This is a genomic window from Pseudomonas sp. 25 R 14 (assembly GCF_900004755.1).
GTDB lineage: Bacteria > Pseudomonadota > Gammaproteobacteria > Pseudomonadales > Pseudomonadaceae > Aquipseudomonas > Aquipseudomonas brenneri.
Genome location: NZ_CVTS01000033.1, coordinates 106,448 through 122,106, shown reverse-complemented (window position 1 = coordinate 122,106; position 15,659 = coordinate 106,448). Strand labels below are relative to the sequence as shown.

Here is a 15,659-nt window from a genome sequence, read left to right as displayed (position 1 = left end):
GCGGCGGTGCGACGATTCGACTTGCTCGCACCGCCGCTCCCACATTTGATTTTCGCTGTATTCGGATCAGGCTTTCGGCAGCGCGATACCCTGGCCCATCTGCACCGGCGTACCCGCCGCCAGTTCTTCGGCCCACTTCACCTGATCCGGCCCAAACAGCACGATGGCGGTCGAACCCAGCTTGAAACGCCCCAGTTCCGCACCTTTTCCCAGGTGGATCGGTGCGCGGGCGGCTTCGTCGTAACGGACGGTTTTCAGTTCGCGCTTAGGCGGCGTCACCAGGCCGGCCCAGACGGTCTCGATCGACGCCACAATCATCGCGCCGACCAATACCACGGCCATCGGCCCACGTTCGGTATCGAACACACAGACAACGCGCTCGTTACGTGCGAACAGTTCCGGCACGTTTTCGGCGGTGGTCTGGTTGACCGAGAAAATCCGCCCAGGCACGTAGACCATTTCCCGCAGGGTGCCGGCCAGTGGCATGTGCACGCGGTGGTAGTCCTTTGGCGACAGGTAGATGGTGGCAAAGTCACCGCCCATGAAGGGTGCGGCAACAGCGGCGTCGCCACCGAGCAATTCCAGCACGCTGAAGCTGTGACCCTTGGCCTGGAACACTCGGCCGTGTTCAATCGGGCCGAGCTGGCTGACGGCGCCGTCTGCCGGGCTCAAGATCGCGCCAGGGGTTTGATCCAGTGGGCGTGCGCCCTCTTTCAAGGCGCGGGTGAAGAAGGCGTTGAAGTGCTCGTAAGCGGTCACGTCTTCGACCAGGGCCTGGGACATGTCCACCTGATAGCGCTTGGCGAACCATGTGGTGAAGGCATTCTTGAACCAACGCACGCGGCACTCGGCAATGCAGCCGGCCAGGCGCGACAGCAGGTGGTGAGGCAGCAGGTACTGGCTGAGGATAAACAAACGCTTTTTCATGAACTGTCCTTAAACCTTAAATCTCGACGGGGGTGTCGGGGTGGTTGCCCCATTCGCCCCAGGAACCGGCATAACCTTTGACTCGCGGATAACCGAGCGCCTTGGCCACCAGGTAGGTGAAGCCAGAACGGTGGTGAGTCTGGCAGTGGGTAATGATTTCTTTGTCTTTGGTCAGGCCCAGGTCTTCGAGGATCTGCGGCATGTCGCGGCGGATCCGCAGGTTGCGCGCCTTGTCCATGCCCGCAGTCCATTCGAAGTTCACGGCGCCGGGAATATGCCCGCCTTTGGCTGCAAGGACTTTCTCTCCCGAGTATTCCAGCGGCCCGCGTGCATCCCAGATCCCCAGGTCAGCAGCGCCGAGGCGGCTTTGCAGGTACTCGCGGGTGGCGGTGGGTTCGTCGTGCAGGGTCAGGCTGATCGGGCCGCCGACGGGTGCGGCGACCTCGGTGGACACAGGGTGTTTTTCATCCAGCCACGCCAGCAGGCCGCCATCGAGGTAGTGATACTTCTTGTGACCAATAACGTCGAGCAGCCAGATAAACCGCCCGGCCCAGCCGCCGCCCTCGTCGTCATACACCACGTAGGTGGCATCCGGGGTGTGGCCCAGTTCGCCGAACAGCTTTTCCAGATCGGCCTTGGCTGGCAGCAGCCCTGGTGCGGGTGGCTGGCCCAGTTGGGTGCGCTTTGGGTCAACGAAGTGCGCGCCGGGGATATGCCCTTCGGCGTAGCGTGCGGCGCTGGTGAGATCCACCAGAATCAACGGCTCGGCGGCGAGCCGGCCAAGCAGGTCGCTGGGCTCGATCACCAGCGGCAAGCCAGAAAAGTCAGGCATGTGAGGTCTCCCGGGCACTAGGTTGAGCGATAAAAGAGGGCGATTGTAACGCAAGCATCAGGCGCTGCGGTTGGTAAAGCAGTGCAGGGCTTTTTCGATGCACTGGGCGGTTTTGCCGAAGGCCTGGACGGTGGTTTCGGAGAACGGCCCGCCGCCCTGGTCGGCAATCATCAGCATCACCACCCGGCCGTTACAGCTCAGGGAGCGCAACAGCAGGTGCTCGCCAACGAACAGGCGGCGCAATGAGGCAGGCAGCAGTGCTGCGAATTGCGCGTGATTGTCCGGGGTCAGGCGCACCTGCGCAGACTTTTCCAGCAAGCGTTGCAGCAGCGTGCTTTGTGCGGCCTCAAGGGTCAGGTTGGCGGCGTCCTTGGGCAGGCCATCGACCTGATGCACGCGCAACGTGGCCAGGGCCTTGTCGGCCATCAGCAGCATGACGCGCTGCATGCCGCTGGCCGCCAGGGCTTCCTTGGCGCAGGTGGTCAAGTGCATGGCGTTGGCGAAGCGGCTCGGCTCCACCAGTAATTCGCTGCAGCGCTTGCGCCAGATCGCCAGGGCTTCGGCCGTGGGTGGCGGTGCTGGCAGCAGGCCGCGATGGACCCGTTGCACATGCCACGGCCAGATCAGCGCCAGCGCCGGATGCCAGAGACTGGCGCTCAAGGTGTGTCGGGCGCTGATCACGGCCTGTTGGTGCACCTGTTGCTGAACGTCGGCCAGCGGTTGTTGCAGGTACAGCGCGGTGAGGTATTGCCAGCGCTGGGTGTGCGGGCAGGTCCAGGATTCCTGCGCCGCCAGCGCCATGCCATTGGCTAGCAGCACAGTGTTGGCGGGCTGGTTCAACCAGCGCCGTAGCGCCGGGTCGGCATCGAGTTTTTGCTGCTGGCTCAACGGCGCTTCATCGCGGGCGATATGCAGGGCCTTGACCAGCAAACGTTGTTCCTTGAGCAGTAACTGGTAGCCCTGGGAGACCCAGATCGGCAGGCGCCAGGCTTCGGTCAAGCCCAGGCACAACTCCAGCAGGCGCACGCCAAACAATTCCTGCTCGACCTTGTGCGCCGATTGGCCCTTGTGGATCACCCGCAGTTCCCACTCTTCCAGGAGCTTGGGGTAGGCAACGGCCATCGGCCACAACGGCGAGAGAAACAGCAGGCTGCCCCAGTGAATATCCTGCCACAGGCGCGCCAGACGGCTGGCGAACAGGCCGCTGGCTTGTTGCGAGGCATGCTGGCTGACCAGTTGCAGTTGGCGCAGGGCCACGGGGATTTCATTGAGCGGGACTGACGGCAGGCGGGCGAGCAGTTCTTCAGTGCGCTTCAAACCCAGGCGGTTGATCGCCACTTCAAGGTTTTCTGCGGGCTCTGCCAGGCTGCCGTGGGCCTGGTTGTTGGCCTCGCGCATGACGCTCAGGACCAGCGCCGGGCTGTCTTGCATCAGCTCTGCAATATCTCGCAACGAACGGCGACTGTCGCCGATGGCCTTGCACACGGCAACGTGGCTCGCTTGCGGGACGGGCAGGTGAACCTCGTCCAGACGCTTGATCCAGCCAGCCAGGGAGTTGGGTTTTGCAGTTGGGACTGTCGTTTCATTTGCCATGATTGGGGCGCGATCATCACTTGCGGTCAACACGCCCGGAGTGGGCCGAACTGGCTTTTCGCCTTAACGGGCTATAGTCTGGCGCAGATTTGCCGATAAGTAGAAGAAGAGTTTTTAGATCTTCCGAATATGTCCATGAACCCGACGGCGCAAGTACTCATCCCCTATGGCTAAAATTATCGGCATCATCGTCGTCATCGCAAGCGTGCTCGGCGGATATGTTCTGTCCCACGGTAAAATTGCTGCGCTGATCCAGCCCTTCGAAGTGCTGATCATCGGCGGTGCGGCGTTTGGCGCTTTCCTGCAGGCTAACCCAAGCTATATGACCATGCACGTGATCAAGAAATCGCTGGGCATGTTCGGCTCACGTTTCTCCCACACCTTTTATCTGGAGGTGTTGGGCCTGGTCTACGAGATCCTCAACAAGAGCCGCCGCGAAGGCATGATGGCCATCGAGGCTGATATCGAGGACGCTGCGGCGAGCCCGATCTTCGCCAAGTACCCGGCCGTGCTCAAGGACGACCGCATGACGGCGTACGTCTGTGACTACCTGCGCATCATGTCCTCCGGCAACATGGCCCCGCACGAGCTCGAAGGCTTGTTCGACATGGAGCTGTTCAGTCTCAAGGAAGAGCTCGAACACCCCTCCCACGCGGTGACCGGTATCGCCGACGGCATGCCTGGCTTCGGTATCGTCGCGGCGGTACTCGGCATCGTAGTGACCATGGCATCCCTGGGCGAAGGCGACCAGGCTGCGATCGGCATGCACGTTGGTGCGGCGTTGGTGGGCACCTTCTTCGGTATTCTCGCCGCATACGGTTTCTTTGGCCCGTTGGCCACCTCCCTGGCCCACGATGCCAAGGAAGAGTTGAACATCTACGAAGCGATCAAGGCGTCCCTGGTGGCCTCCGCCTCGGGCATGCCGCCATCCCTGGCGGTGGAATTCGGGCGCAAGGTGCTGTATCCGAAGCACCGTCCAAGCTTTGCCGAGCTGGAACAAGCAGTTCGCGGTCGCTAAGTCATGGAAAACAACCAGCCAATCATCATCAAGCGCGTCAAGCGCTTCGCTGCCGGGCACCACGGCGGCGCCTGGAAAATTGCGTTCGCCGACTTTGCGACAGCGATGATGGCGTTCTTCCTGGTGCTGTGGCTGATGTCCACTGCAACCCCGGAACAGAAAATCGCCATTGCCGGCTACTTCAAGGACCCCATCGGATTCTCCGAGAGCGGCACGCCGTTTGTGATCGATCTGGGTGGCTCCCCAGAACTGGCCCCCGAACGCACCATCAACCCGGAGGTGCAGACCGAAGCGCCCCAGGAAAACATCCCGATCGAGCGCCAGACCGTCGAAAGCATGGCCGAGCAGGTCGAGCAGGAACGCCTGGAGTTGCTGCTGCAAGAGTTGCAGAACAAGGTGGATGAGAATCCGCAACTGCAAAAATTCAAGGACCAGATCCACTTCCAGATCACTCCGGATGGCCTGCGTATCCAGATCATGGATGCCGCCAACCGACCGATGTTCGATTCGGGCAGCGCACGTCTGAAGCCCTACTTCGAAGACATCCTGCTAGCCATGGCTGACACCATCAAGGCGGTGCCGAACAAGATCAGCGTCAGCGGCCATACCGATGCCAAGCCTTATTCGGGGCAGGGTGACTTCGGTAACTGGGAGCTTTCCGCCAATCGTGCCAACGCTGCGCGCCGTGCCCTGGTGGCCGGCAGTTATCCGGATCCACAAGTAGCGCGCGTGGTGGGGTTTGCCTCGTCACAGCTGTTTGATGTCCAGGACCCGTTCAACCCGGTCAACCGGCGCATTGATATTGTGGTGCTGACCAAGAAGGCCCAGCGTGCGATTGAAGGTGACCAGGTGCCAACGCCGCCAGTGCCGACCCAGGGCGAGGGTGCGCCGGGCGAAGTGCCGGTGGACCCGAACGCCTTGCCGCCAGAGCAGGAGCCATTGCCGGCCCATGAGTTGCGACAGAAGCTCAATCTGTTTGATGAGGGTGGGGTGAAGGAGCCTACGTTGCCTACGCCGGGCTCGTAAGCGGGTAATGACATATTGCCCCAATGAAAACGCCCCGATCAATCGGGGCGTTTTCATTTCTGGTCAGAGCGGGAGGTAGGCTTTGACGCCACCGATCACACCTTGCATGTCATCGATATGCAGGCGCGGTACGAAGTACTCTCGCCCCTTTGACCGGGTTTTTCTGTGGAGTTTGTCGAGGCGCTCGAAGCTCACGGTATAAATCATGTCGCATTTCACCCAAAGCTCCTTGTAGCCATCTGATTGAAGCGGGTTGGTGCGTAGCAGGTGGTGCCAATCATGCTGGATCTGGGGGGCTGTTGAAGAGATCGGCACCACTGTGCAGAGTTTGCGATTGTGAGTGGAGGTAGGGGATATCACCACGACTTTACGAATCTTCAGCATTTCGGGGGCGACAAAGCCACGTGTGAAATCGCAGAGAAGAACGTCGCCTTGTTTGGGGTGATAGTAGAGAGTCAATCGAATGTCCTGCAAAAAGCAAAGCCGCCCGAAGGCGGCTTCATTCGACACGCAGTGGAGCTTGCTTCGCCCCTTCTGCGCCGCTGGATCAACTTCGCAAAGGATCCAGACTCCTGCCGGCTTGTGCCGGTGACGGAGCGATTATGGGCATCAGGAATTTCGAATTCAAGCGGGCTTGCATGACGAGCCACCCAGTTGCTCTGAAGTCTTGATGCCAACCCTCATTAAATCAATGGAGTAGCGGGTCTTAGGGCGCAATTTATATGTATCAAGGCATGGCTGTTCAGTAGCTGCTCTCCGGCAAGCTGGCGATGATCGAGCGATAGCTGTTCATCCGCTGCTGCTGCACGCGTCCGTCTTCCAGTGCCTTGAGCAAGGCGCAGCCCGGCTCGCGGTCGTGCTTGCAGTCACGAAAGCGGCAGGTGCCGATCAAGTCGTTGAACTCGATGAAGCCGGCTTCCACGTCGCTGCGGCTGACGTGACCCAGGCCGAACTCACGGATGCCTGGTGAGTCGATCAACTCGCCGCCCCCCGGGAAGTGAAACAGGCGGGCGGTGGTGGTGGTGTGCGTGCCCTGGCCGGACAGTTCCGACAGCGGGCCGACGCGGGTTTCGACTTCCGGCAGCAGGCTGTTGACCAGCGACGACTTGCCCACGCCCGACTGGCCGACGAACACGCTGATGCGCCCGTCCAACTGCTGTTGCAGTTGTTCCATACCATTGCCATGGTGCGCCGAGACTTCCAGCACCGGGTAACCCAACTGCCGATAAACCGCGAGCAATGCATTGAGCGCTGGCGCGTTCTGTTCGTCGATCAGGTCGAATTTATTCAATAGCAACAGCGGGCGGATGCCGGCGTGTTCGGCCGCCACCAGATAGCGGTCGATCAGGTTGGCGTGCGGCTCGGGCAGCGGGGCGAAGACGATGACAATCATGTCGACGTTGGCCGCTACCGGCTTGAGTTGGCCGCGGCTGTCCGGGCGACGCAGTTCGGTGGTGCGCGGCAGCTGCGCGACGATCACCCCGATGCCCTGGTTGCCGGCACGCCAGACGACTTTATCGCCGGTTACCAGTGCCGGCAGGTTGGCGCGCAAGTGGCAGCGGAAAACCTGGCCCGCCAGTTCGCCTTCCAGCGCCTCGACTTCGACCTGCACGCCAAAGTGCGCGATCACCAGGCCCGTTTGCTCGGGGCCCAGGTCGCCACCCTCCAGCGCTTCCACGGCAGAGGATTCACGTTTGGCGGCGCGGGCAGCGCGTTCACCCTGGATCTTTTCGATGCGCCAGTTTTGGCGACGGTTGAGCTGGCGTTTGGCCATTGGTGTTCCGTGTCGATAATGCAAAAGGTTGGGTAAAACGGTCGCGAGTCTAGCACGCCGCCGCCTGCTAAACTGCGCAGCTACGCCAAGGTGCCAAGGAACCACGACATGCAAAACCCACAGAACCTGATTTGGATCGATCTGGAAATGACCGGTCTGAACCCTGACACCGACGTCATCATCGAGATGGCGACCATCGTCACCGACAGCAACCTCAACACCTTGGCCGAAGGTCCGGTGATCGCCATCCACCATAGCGATGCGGTCCTGGCCACCATGGACGAGTGGAACACCCGCACCCACGGCAACTCGGGCCTGACCCAGCGCGTGCGCGATAGCCGTATCAGCATGGCCGAGGCTGAAGCCCAGACCATTGCCTTCCTGGAAAAGTGGGTGCCCAAGGGCAAGTCGCCGATCTGTGGCAACAGCATCTGCCAGGACCGGCGCTTCCTTTATACCCATATGAAGGGGTTGGAGAGCTATTTCCACTATCGCAACCTGGACGTATCGACCTTGAAAGAACTGGCCGCGCGCTGGGCACCGGAGGTCAAGGACAGCTTCCACAAGGGCAGCACCCACCTGGCCCTGGACGATATTCGTGAGTCGATTGCCGAGTTGCAGCATTACCGCAAGCATTTCATCAAGGCTTGATTCTATGGTGTTCGCGATTGGGTGCGACTGGGTCTTTCGCCGCGCGCCCCCTTTTGGTGCCTGCGCCAAATGATTAGACTGCGCGCCTCATTGCAAGGATCGCCATCATGCTGTTGATGCTCTACCTCATTGCCATCACCGCTGAAGCCATGACCGGTGCCTTGTCGGCCGGCCGTCGTGGCATGGACTGGTTTGGCGTGGTGCTGATCGCGTGCGTCACGGCCCTTGGCGGCGGCTCGGTGCGTGATGTGCTGCTCGGCCACTACCCGCTGACCTGGGTCAAACACCCGGAATACCTGGTGCTGACCTCGGTTGCAGCGTTGGTCACGATCTTTATCGCCCCACTGATGCGCCATCTGCGCTCGTTGTTCCTGGCGCTGGACGCCGTGGGTTTGGTGGCGTTTACCCTGATCGGCTGTATGACGGCCCTGGAAATGGGGCACGGCATGCTGGTGGCTTCGGTCAGTGGGGTGATTACCGGTGTGTTTGGTGGAATCCTGCGGGATATCTTCTGTAACGATATCCCGCTGATCTTCCGTCGCGAGTTATATGCCAGCGTGTCGTTCCTGGCCGCCTGGTGCTACATGCTGTGCATCTACCTGGAACTGCCCAGTGAGCAAGCGATCCTGCTCACCCTGTTCAGCGGTTTTCTATTGCGCCTGCTGGCGATCCGCTTTCACTGGGAAATGCCCAAGTTCGTCTACAACGACGAACACTGACGCGTTGCGTGCTGGTTCAGCGCCCACTCCACATGTTCGCGAACCAGCTCCGAAGGGTAATCCCGACGGGCCTTCAAGGCTTCCAGCACTGGAATACTGGAGGGCGCATTGCCCAGGCCCACCGCCAGGTTGCGCAGCCAGCGCTCATAACCGGCACGGCGCAGCGGTGAACCTTCGGTGCTGCTGAGGAATTTATCCTCATCCCACATGAATAACGCGGCCAGTTCGGCGTTATCCAGGTTGTGGCGCGGCTTGAAATCGCTTTCTCCTGAAGGCCGCGCGAAACGATTCCACGGGCAAACGATCTGACAGTCATCGCAGCCAAACACGCGGTTGCCAATCAACGGCCGCAGGTCTTCGGGGATCGCGCTCTTGAGTTCAATGGTCAGGTAGGAAATACAGCGCCGGGCGTCCAGCACATAAGGCCCGACGAACGCATTGGTCGGGCAGATATCCAGGCAGGCGGTGCAGCGTCCGCAGTGTTCGGTGGTGTGGGGCGGGTCGACGGGCAGTGGCAGGTCGACAAACAGCTCGCTGAGGAAAAAGTAGCTGCCGGCCTTGCGGTTGAGGACCAGGGTGTTTTTGCCGATCCAGCCCAGGCCTGCCTGTTCAGCGATGGCCTTTTCCAACACCGGGGCGCTGTCGACAAAGGCGCGAAAGCCAAACGGGCCAATCTGCGCCTGGATGCGATCGGCCAGTTGCTGCACGCGCTTGCGGATCAGCTTGTGGTAGTCGCGGCCCAGAGCGTAGCGGGAGATGTAGGCTTTTTCGGGTTGGGCCAGCAATTGCGCCATTTGCGTGTCGCCGGGCAGGTAATCCATGCGCAGCGAGACCACGCGCAAGGTGCCGGGTACCAGTTCGTCGGGGTGCGAGCGCTTGCTGCCGTGGGCGCCCATGTAGTCCATTTCGCCGTGATAGCCCGCGTCGAGCCAGCGTTGCAGGTGCTGCTCATGCTCGGCCAGGTCTAGGCCGCTGATGCCGACTTGTTGGAAGCCCAGCTCGCGGCCCCAGTCTTTGATCGATTGGGCGAGGGCGGGCAGATCGGTGGTAATAGCAGGCATGAGACGAGAGAAACCGCAGGTTAGATGCGTATAATTCTGCCAGACATCGGAGCTTGAAGACGTATGCCGCAGACAAAACACGAAATAACCGACGTTCAGCCCCTGTTGCCTGGCCATTTGCCGCAACTGGCTGGCCGTTCCCCGGACGCCCACAAGGGCCAGTTCGGCCATGTCCTGGTGATTGGCGGCGACCAGGGTTTTGGCGGCGCGGCCCTGCTTGCTGCCGAAAGCGCGCAGCGCAGCGGTGCTGGCCTGGTGTCCCTGGCGACCCGCAGTGAACATATTCCAGCGGCCTTGGCCCGCTTGCCGGAAGTCATGGCGCGTGGCGTGCACTCAGCCAATCAGTTGATGGGCTTGCTGGAAAAAGTCTCGGTGATCGTTATCGGCCCTGGGCTGGGGGACATGGCCTGGGGCAAAAGCCTGCTGTCGGTGGCCGCCAACGCCCGGCAACCTCAGGTCTGGGATGCTGATGCACTGAACCTGCTGGCTGCAGGCCATGTAGACCTGCCAGCCGATTGCGTGATCACTCCCCATCCGGGCGAGGCGGCGCGGTTGATGGGCATCTCGACAGCCGAGGTTCAGGCCGACCGGCTTAAGGTGGCGCGCGCGCTGAGCCAGAAATTCAATGCGGTCACCGTGCTCAAGGGCGCGGGCAGCCTGATCGCCAGCCCGGATGGGCGGGTATCGCGTTGTGATCAGGGGCATCCGGCAATGGCCTCGGCGGGTCTGGGCGATGTGCTTGCCGGCCTGATCGGCGCGTTGCTGGCCCAGGGCATGTCGGCGTTCGAAGCAGCCAGCCTGGCGGTGTGGCTGCACGCCACGGCGGGTGATCGCCAGGGCAGCTTTGGTCGTGGCCTGGCGGCCAGCGACCTGATTCCGGTCATTCGTCAGTTGTTGGAGGAGCAGTCACCGTGTCTGAAGTAACACTGTTTATGGCGGATGAAGAGGCCATGGTGGCTTTTGGCAAACGTATTGCCGAGGTGACTCGCGGCGCGGGCCTGATCTTTTTGCACGGCGACCTGGGGGCCGGTAAAACCACGCTGTCGCGCGGCATTATTCGTGGGCTCGGCCATACCGGTGCCGTGAAAAGTCCGACGTTTACGTTGGTAGAACCTTACGAGATCGGTGACGTGCGGGCGTTCCATTTCGACCTGTATCGCCTGGTGGATCCGGAGGAGCTGGAGTACATGGGCATCCGCGATTACTTCGATGGCGACGCTTTATGCCTGATCGAGTGGCCGGACAAGGGCACAGGCTTTTTGCCAAAGCCCGACCTGACCATTACCATTACCCCGCATGACAATGGACGTCAGTTGAAATTGTTGTCCCAGAGCGCGCGCAGTGAGTCCTGGTGCGTCGCTTTGGCTTTGGAATTCTAATAATGGGTGGGTTAGGTATGCGCTTTCGCGCGTTGGTTGCTGTCGTGGGGGTGTTGCTTGCGGCAATGACTGTCAATGCTCTGGCCGCTTCACAGGTAAAAAGTGTGCGCCTGTGGCGAGCGCCGGATAACACGCGACTGGTGTTCGACCTGTCTGGCCCGGTCCAGCACAGTGTCTTTACCCTGACGGCGCCCGATCGCCTGGTGATCGACATCAACGGTGCGACCCTGGCGGCGCCCTTGAAGGTCTCCACCGCCAACACGCCGATTACCGCGATGCGCTCGGCCCAGCGTACGCCGACCGACCTGCGGGTGGTCATCGACCTGAAGAAGGTCGTCACGCCCAAGAGCTTTTCCCTTGCGCCGAACGCCCAGTATGGCAACCGCCTGGTGGTCGACCTGTTTGACAACCCGGCCGACGCCGCGCCAGCCCCAGCGCCGACACCGGCTGTCGCCACGACCCCTGCGGTGCCGGTCAACCCGGCGCAACCCCAGGTCAAGTTGCCACCGCTGCCGCCTGCGCCTGCCGGCAAGCGCGATATTATCGTAGTGATCGATGCCGGCCACGGCGGCGAAGACCCGGGTGCCTCTGGCTCCCGTGGTCAGCATGAAAAGGACGTGGTCCTGGCCATCGCCCGTGAATTGCAGCGCCAGATCAACGGGATGAAAGGCTATCGCGCCGAATTGACCCGTACCGGTGACTACTTCATTCCATTGCGTGGACGTACCGAAATCGCTCGTAAGAAGGGCGCCGACCTGTTCGTTTCGATCCACGCCGACGCCGCACCGTCGAAGGCCGCCTTTGGTGCCTCGGTATTTGCCCTGTCGGATCGCGGCGCCACGTCCGAGACCGCCCGCTGGCTGGCTGACAGTGAAAACCGTTCCGACTTGATCGGTGGCGCGGGCAACGTGTCCCTGGATGACAAGGACCGCATGCTCGCCGGTGTGTTGCTGGACCTGTCGATGACCGCCTCGTTGACCTCCAGCCTGAACGTCGGGCAGAAAGTCCTGAGCAACATGGGCCGGGTCACGCCGTTGCACAAGCAGCGCGTGGAGCAGGCCGGCTTTATGGTGCTCAAGTCGCCGGATATCCCGTCGATCCTGGTGGAAACCGGCTTTATCTCCAACGCCAACGAAGCCAACAAGCTGGCCAGTGCCAGCCACCAGCAGGCCCTGGCGCGCTCCATCAGCTCTGGCGTGCGTCAGTTCTTCCAGCAGAATCCGCCACCGGGCACCTATATCGCCTGGCTGCGCGACTCCGGGAAAATTGCCCAGGGCCCGCGTGACCACCGGGTGCAGCCCGGCGACACACTGGCCATGCTGGCCGTACGCTTCCAGGTGTCGGCCGCCACGCTGCGCAGCGCCAACAGCCTGAAAACCGACGAGCTGAAAGTCGGCCAGGTGTTGACCATCCCCGGCACTGAATTGGCAGCCCAGTAATGAGTGAATCGGTATTGAACAGCGCCTCGCGCATCGAACTGCTCAGCCCGCGACTGGCCAACCAGATCGCTGCGGGCGAGGTAGTTGAGCGCCCGGCTTCGGTGATCAAGGAGCTGCTGGAAAACAGCCTCGACTCCGGCGCCAAGCGCATTGACGTGGATGTCGAGCAGGGCGGTGTCAAGCTGCTGCGGGTGCGCGACGACGGCAGCGGGATTTCTTCCGATGACCTGCCACTGGCCTTGGCGCGACATGCCACCAGCAAGATTCGTGACTTGGAAGACCTTGAGCGGGTGATGAGCCTGGGTTTCCGGGGTGAGGCCCTGGCGTCGATCAGCTCCGTGGCGCGCCTGACCCTGACGTCCCGCACCCGTGGCGCCGAACAGGCCTGGCAAGTAGAGACCGAAGGCCGTGACATGGCGCCGCGGGTCCAGCCGGCGGCTCATCCGGTGGGCACCTCGGTGGAAGTGCGCGACCTGTTCTTCAATACTCCGGCGCGCCGCAAGTTCCTCAAGGCCGAAAAAACCGAATTCGATCACCTGCAAGAAGTCATCAAGCGCCTGGCCCTGGCCCGTTTCGACGTGGCCTTCCATTTGCGCCACAACGGCAAGACCATCCTCAGCCTGCACGAGGCCAACGACGATGCCGCGCGCGCCCGACGCGTATCGGCGATCTGTGGCGCGGGCTTCCTGGAGCAGGCGCTGCCGATTGAAATCGAGCGCAATGGCCTGCATTTGTGGGGTTGGGTCGGCTTGCCGACGTTCTCCCGCAGCCAAGCGGACTTGCAGTATTTCTTTGTGAATGGCCGGGCGGTACGCGACAAACTGGTGGCCCATGCGGTACGCCAGGCGTATCGCGACGTGCTGTTCAATGGCCGGCACCCGACCTTTGTGCTGTTTTTTGAAGTGGACCCGGCGGTAGTCGACGTCAACGTGCACCCGACCAAGCATGAAGTGCGCTTTCGTGATGGGCGCATGGTTCATGACTTCCTCTACGGCACCTTGCACCGTGCTTTGGGCGACGTGCGCCCGGATGATCAACTGGGCGCGCCGATTGTCACGGCCGTCGTCCGCCCGACGGGGCCAGAGGCCGGTGAATTCGGGCCCCAGGGCGAAATGAGCCTGGCGGCCAACCTGCTGCAATCGCCGCAAGCCCAGCCGAGTTACCCGGCGCCGGGTTCTGGCGCGGGTGCGGGTTATCAATATCAGTACACCCCGCGCCCGCAATCGGCGGTGCCGGTGGCCGAGGCCCAGGCGGCCTATCGCGAATTCTTTGCGCCGCTGCCCGGTGCCGAGCCGGGCGCAGTGGCTTTACCCGAAGGTGGCGGTGATATCCCGCCCCTGGGTTATGCCCTGGCCCAGCTCAAGGGCATCTATATCCTCGCGGAAAACGCCCACGGCCTGGTGCTGGTGGACATGCACGCGGCCCATGAGCGAATCATGTACGAGCGCCTGAAGATCGCCATGGCCAGCGAAGGCCTGAGCGGCCAGCCGTTGCTGGTGCCGGAGTCCCTGGCGGTCAGTCAGCGTGAAGCCGATTGTGCTGAAGAGCATCTGGCGGTGTTCCAGAAGCTGGGCTTTGAATTGCAGCGCCTGGGGCCGGAAACCCTGGCGATCCGCCAGATCCCGGCTTTGCTCAAGCAGGCCGAAGCCAATCGGCTGGTGGCTGACGTGCTGGCGGACCTGATGGAGTACGGCACCAGTGACCGGATCCAGGCGCATATCAACGAACTGCTTGGCACCATGGCCTGCCACGGTGCGATCCGCGCCAACCGGCGCCTGGCCCTGCCGGAAATGAACGGCCTGCTGCGGGACATGGAAAACACCGAGCGCAGCGGCCAATGCAACCACGGCCGACCGACCTGGACCCAAATGGGCCTGGACGATCTGGACAAACTGTTCTTGCGCGGCCGCTGATGAGCTCTCTACCTCCCGCCATCTTCCTGATGGGCCCGACGGCCGCCGGCAAGACCGACCTGGCTATCGAGCTGACCAAGGTCCTGCCCTGCGAGTTGATCAGCGTCGATTCGGCCCTAGTTTACCGGGACATGGACATCGGCACCGCCAAACCGTCCAAAGAACTGTTGGCCGCCCATCCCCATCGTCTGATCGACATTATCGATCCGTCGCAAAGCTACTCGGCGGCGGATTTTCGTACCGACGCCCTCGCGGCCATGGCGCAAATCACTGCGCGGGGCAATATCCCGCTGCTGGTGGGCGGCACGATGCTCTACTACAAGGCATTGCAGGAAGGCCTGGCAGACATGCCACCGGCCGATCCACAGGTGCGCGCCGACATTGAAGAAGAGGCTGCACGCCTTGGCTGGCAGGCCCTGCACGAGCAATTGGCGGCGATTGACCCGGTGTCTGCGGCACGTATTCACCCCAACGACCCCCAGCGCCTGAGCCGGGCCCTGGAAGTCTGGCGCGTGAGCGGCCAGACCATGACAGCCCACCGCCTCAGACAATCTGCGCAAAGTACTGATGCAGGCACCTCTGGACCGGGACAATTGCCCTATACTGTCGCAAATCTGGCTATCGCTCCGGCGAATCGGCAGGTGCTACATGAGCGAATTGCACAAAGATTCACAATTATGTTGGAACAGGGGTTCGTGGACGAGGTCGTAGCACTGCGTTCAAGAGGTGATCTGCATCCGGGATTGCCTTCGATACGTGCTGTAGGCTACCGCCAAGTCTGGGATCATCTGGATGGCAAGCTGACGTCAGCCGAAATGCAGGAGCGCGGCATTATTGCCACGCGCCAATTGGCAAAGCGCCAGTTCACTTGGCTGCGCAGCTGGACTGACTTGCATTGGCTGGACAGTCTGGATTGCGACAATCTGTCACGCGCCTTGAAATACTTGGGAACGGTCTCCATATTGAGCTGAGTCCTTGCAATTGCCGTCTATCCTTGGGGGTGTGACGGTCACAAACTATCTATTTTTCCGATTTTTTATTATTGATCCTTAAAGGAGTGCGGCACATGTCAAAAGGGCATTCGCTACAAGACCCTTACTTGAATACTTTACGTAAAGAGAAAGTTGGGGTTTCCATCTATCTGGTCAACGGCATCAAGCTGCAAGGTACGATCGAGTCTTTCGACCAGTTCGTTATCCTGCTGAAAAACACCGTCAGCCAGATGGTCTACAAGCACGCTATCTCGACAGTAGTGCCGGTTCGTCCAATTCGTCTGCCTAGCGCAACCGAATCCGAACAGGGTGACGCTGAGCCAGGTAACGCCTGA

General features: G+C 61.4%; 16 protein-coding genes. 10 read left to right on the top strand and 6 right to left on the bottom strand.

All coding sequences use genetic code 11. The annotated features are described in order from the left end of the window. Positions 1-66: 66 nt before the first annotated feature. Genes asd through BFQ03_RS08830 form a run of 3 tightly spaced genes read right to left on the bottom strand, consistent with a single transcriptional unit; the run spans position 67 to position 3,352 of the window. The gene (gene asd / locus BFQ03_RS08840; RefSeq protein ID WP_065942882.1) at positions 67-927 is read right to left on the bottom strand and encodes an archaetidylserine decarboxylase; all 861 of its coding nucleotides are present in this window, start codon (positions 925-927) and stop codon (positions 67-69) included. A gap of 16 nt (positions 928-943) precedes the next feature. Continuing rightward, positions 944-1,759, bottom strand: coding sequence for a thiosulfate sulfurtransferase (gene rhdA / locus BFQ03_RS08835; RefSeq protein WP_032862064.1), 816 nt, complete (start codon positions 1,757-1,759; stop codon positions 944-946). Between the two features lie 57 nt (positions 1,760-1,816). Then, a complete protein-coding gene (locus BFQ03_RS08830; RefSeq protein WP_065942915.1) occupies positions 1,817-3,352 on the bottom strand; it encodes an HDOD domain-containing protein in 1,536 nt (511 codons plus the stop codon). Positions 3,353-3,518: 166 nt separating this feature from the next. Here BFQ03_RS08830 and motA point away from each other — a divergent pair, with 166 nt between their 5' ends. Together motA and motB are read left to right on the top strand one after the other, a co-directional pair. Continuing rightward, a complete protein-coding gene (motA, locus tag BFQ03_RS08825; protein WP_032862061.1) occupies positions 3,519-4,370 on the top strand; it encodes a flagellar motor stator protein MotA in 852 nt (283 codons plus the stop codon). Positions 4,371-4,373: 3 nt separating this feature from the next. Further along, positions 4,374-5,396: a flagellar motor protein MotB gene (motB, locus tag BFQ03_RS08820; RefSeq protein WP_032862059.1), complete on the top strand. Its 1,023-nt coding sequence runs from the start codon at positions 4,374-4,376 to the stop codon at positions 5,394-5,396. 63 nt (positions 5,397-5,459) lie between these two features. On the opposite strand, the gene BFQ03_RS08815 is transcribed toward motB, so the two are convergent. Both BFQ03_RS08815 and rsgA read right to left on the bottom strand, forming a co-directional pair. Continuing rightward, a complete protein-coding gene (locus BFQ03_RS08815) occupies positions 5,460-5,906 on the bottom strand; it encodes a type II toxin-antitoxin system PemK/MazF family toxin (protein ID WP_239695232.1) in 447 nt (148 codons plus the stop codon). A 232-nt stretch (positions 5,907-6,138) separates the two neighbouring features. After that, complete coding sequence (gene rsgA, locus BFQ03_RS08810; protein WP_032862057.1) at positions 6,139-7,170, bottom strand: small ribosomal subunit biogenesis GTPase RsgA; 1,032 nt, start codon at positions 7,168-7,170, stop codon at positions 6,139-6,141. Between the two features lie 108 nt (positions 7,171-7,278). On the opposite strand from rsgA, the gene orn reads away from it, so the two are divergent. Next, positions 7,279-7,821 (top strand): oligoribonuclease, encoded by a 543-nt coding sequence (orn, locus tag BFQ03_RS08805; RefSeq protein WP_003188046.1) that lies wholly within the window; start codon positions 7,279-7,281, stop codon positions 7,819-7,821. A 104-nt stretch (positions 7,822-7,925) separates the two neighbouring features. Beyond that, positions 7,926-8,540: a trimeric intracellular cation channel family protein gene (locus BFQ03_RS08800; RefSeq protein WP_169851492.1), complete on the top strand. Its 615-nt coding sequence runs from the start codon at positions 7,926-7,928 to the stop codon at positions 8,538-8,540. On the opposite strand, the gene queG is transcribed toward BFQ03_RS08800, so the two are convergent. Continuing rightward, on the bottom strand, positions 8,522-9,601 hold the full coding sequence (gene queG / locus BFQ03_RS08795) for a tRNA epoxyqueuosine(34) reductase QueG (protein ID WP_032862054.1): 1,080 nt from the start codon (positions 9,599-9,601) through the stop codon (positions 8,522-8,524). The two genes, BFQ03_RS08800 and queG, sit on opposite strands and share 19 nt — an antisense overlap. 63 nt (positions 9,602-9,664) lie before the next feature. On the opposite strand from queG, the gene BFQ03_RS08790 reads away from it, so the two are divergent. The 6 genes from BFQ03_RS08790 (at position 9,665) to hfq (ending at position 15,659) form a co-directional block, all read left to right on the top strand. Further along, positions 9,665-10,525 carry an NAD(P)H-hydrate dehydratase gene (locus BFQ03_RS08790; RefSeq protein ID WP_065942881.1) on the top strand — a complete coding sequence of 287 codons (861 nt, stop codon included), beginning with the start codon at positions 9,665-9,667 and terminating at the stop codon, positions 10,523-10,525. Beyond that, positions 10,513-10,980 carry a tRNA (adenosine(37)-N6)-threonylcarbamoyltransferase complex ATPase subunit type 1 TsaE gene (tsaE, locus tag BFQ03_RS08785; protein WP_065942880.1) on the top strand — a complete coding sequence of 156 codons (468 nt, stop codon included), beginning with the start codon at positions 10,513-10,515 and terminating at the stop codon, positions 10,978-10,980. The genes BFQ03_RS08790 and tsaE overlap by 13 nt, the downstream gene beginning before the upstream one ends. A gap of 17 nt (positions 10,981-10,997) precedes the next feature. Beyond that, the gene (locus BFQ03_RS08780) at positions 10,998-12,419 is read left to right on the top strand and encodes an N-acetylmuramoyl-L-alanine amidase (protein WP_032862336.1); all 1,422 of its coding nucleotides are present in this window, start codon (positions 10,998-11,000) and stop codon (positions 12,417-12,419) included. 14 nt (positions 12,420-12,433) lie between these two features. Beyond that, positions 12,434-14,332 (top strand): DNA mismatch repair endonuclease MutL, encoded by a 1,899-nt coding sequence (gene mutL / locus BFQ03_RS08775; protein WP_175403888.1) that lies wholly within the window; start codon positions 12,434-12,436, stop codon positions 14,330-14,332. Continuing rightward, positions 14,332-15,303 (top strand): tRNA (adenosine(37)-N6)-dimethylallyltransferase MiaA, encoded by a 972-nt coding sequence (gene miaA / locus BFQ03_RS08770; RefSeq protein WP_065942878.1) that lies wholly within the window; start codon positions 14,332-14,334, stop codon positions 15,301-15,303. Before mutL ends, miaA begins: the two co-directional genes overlap by 1 nt. A 95-nt stretch (positions 15,304-15,398) precedes the next feature. Next, a complete protein-coding gene (hfq, locus tag BFQ03_RS08765; protein ID WP_010221594.1) occupies positions 15,399-15,659 on the top strand; it encodes an RNA chaperone Hfq in 261 nt (86 codons plus the stop codon).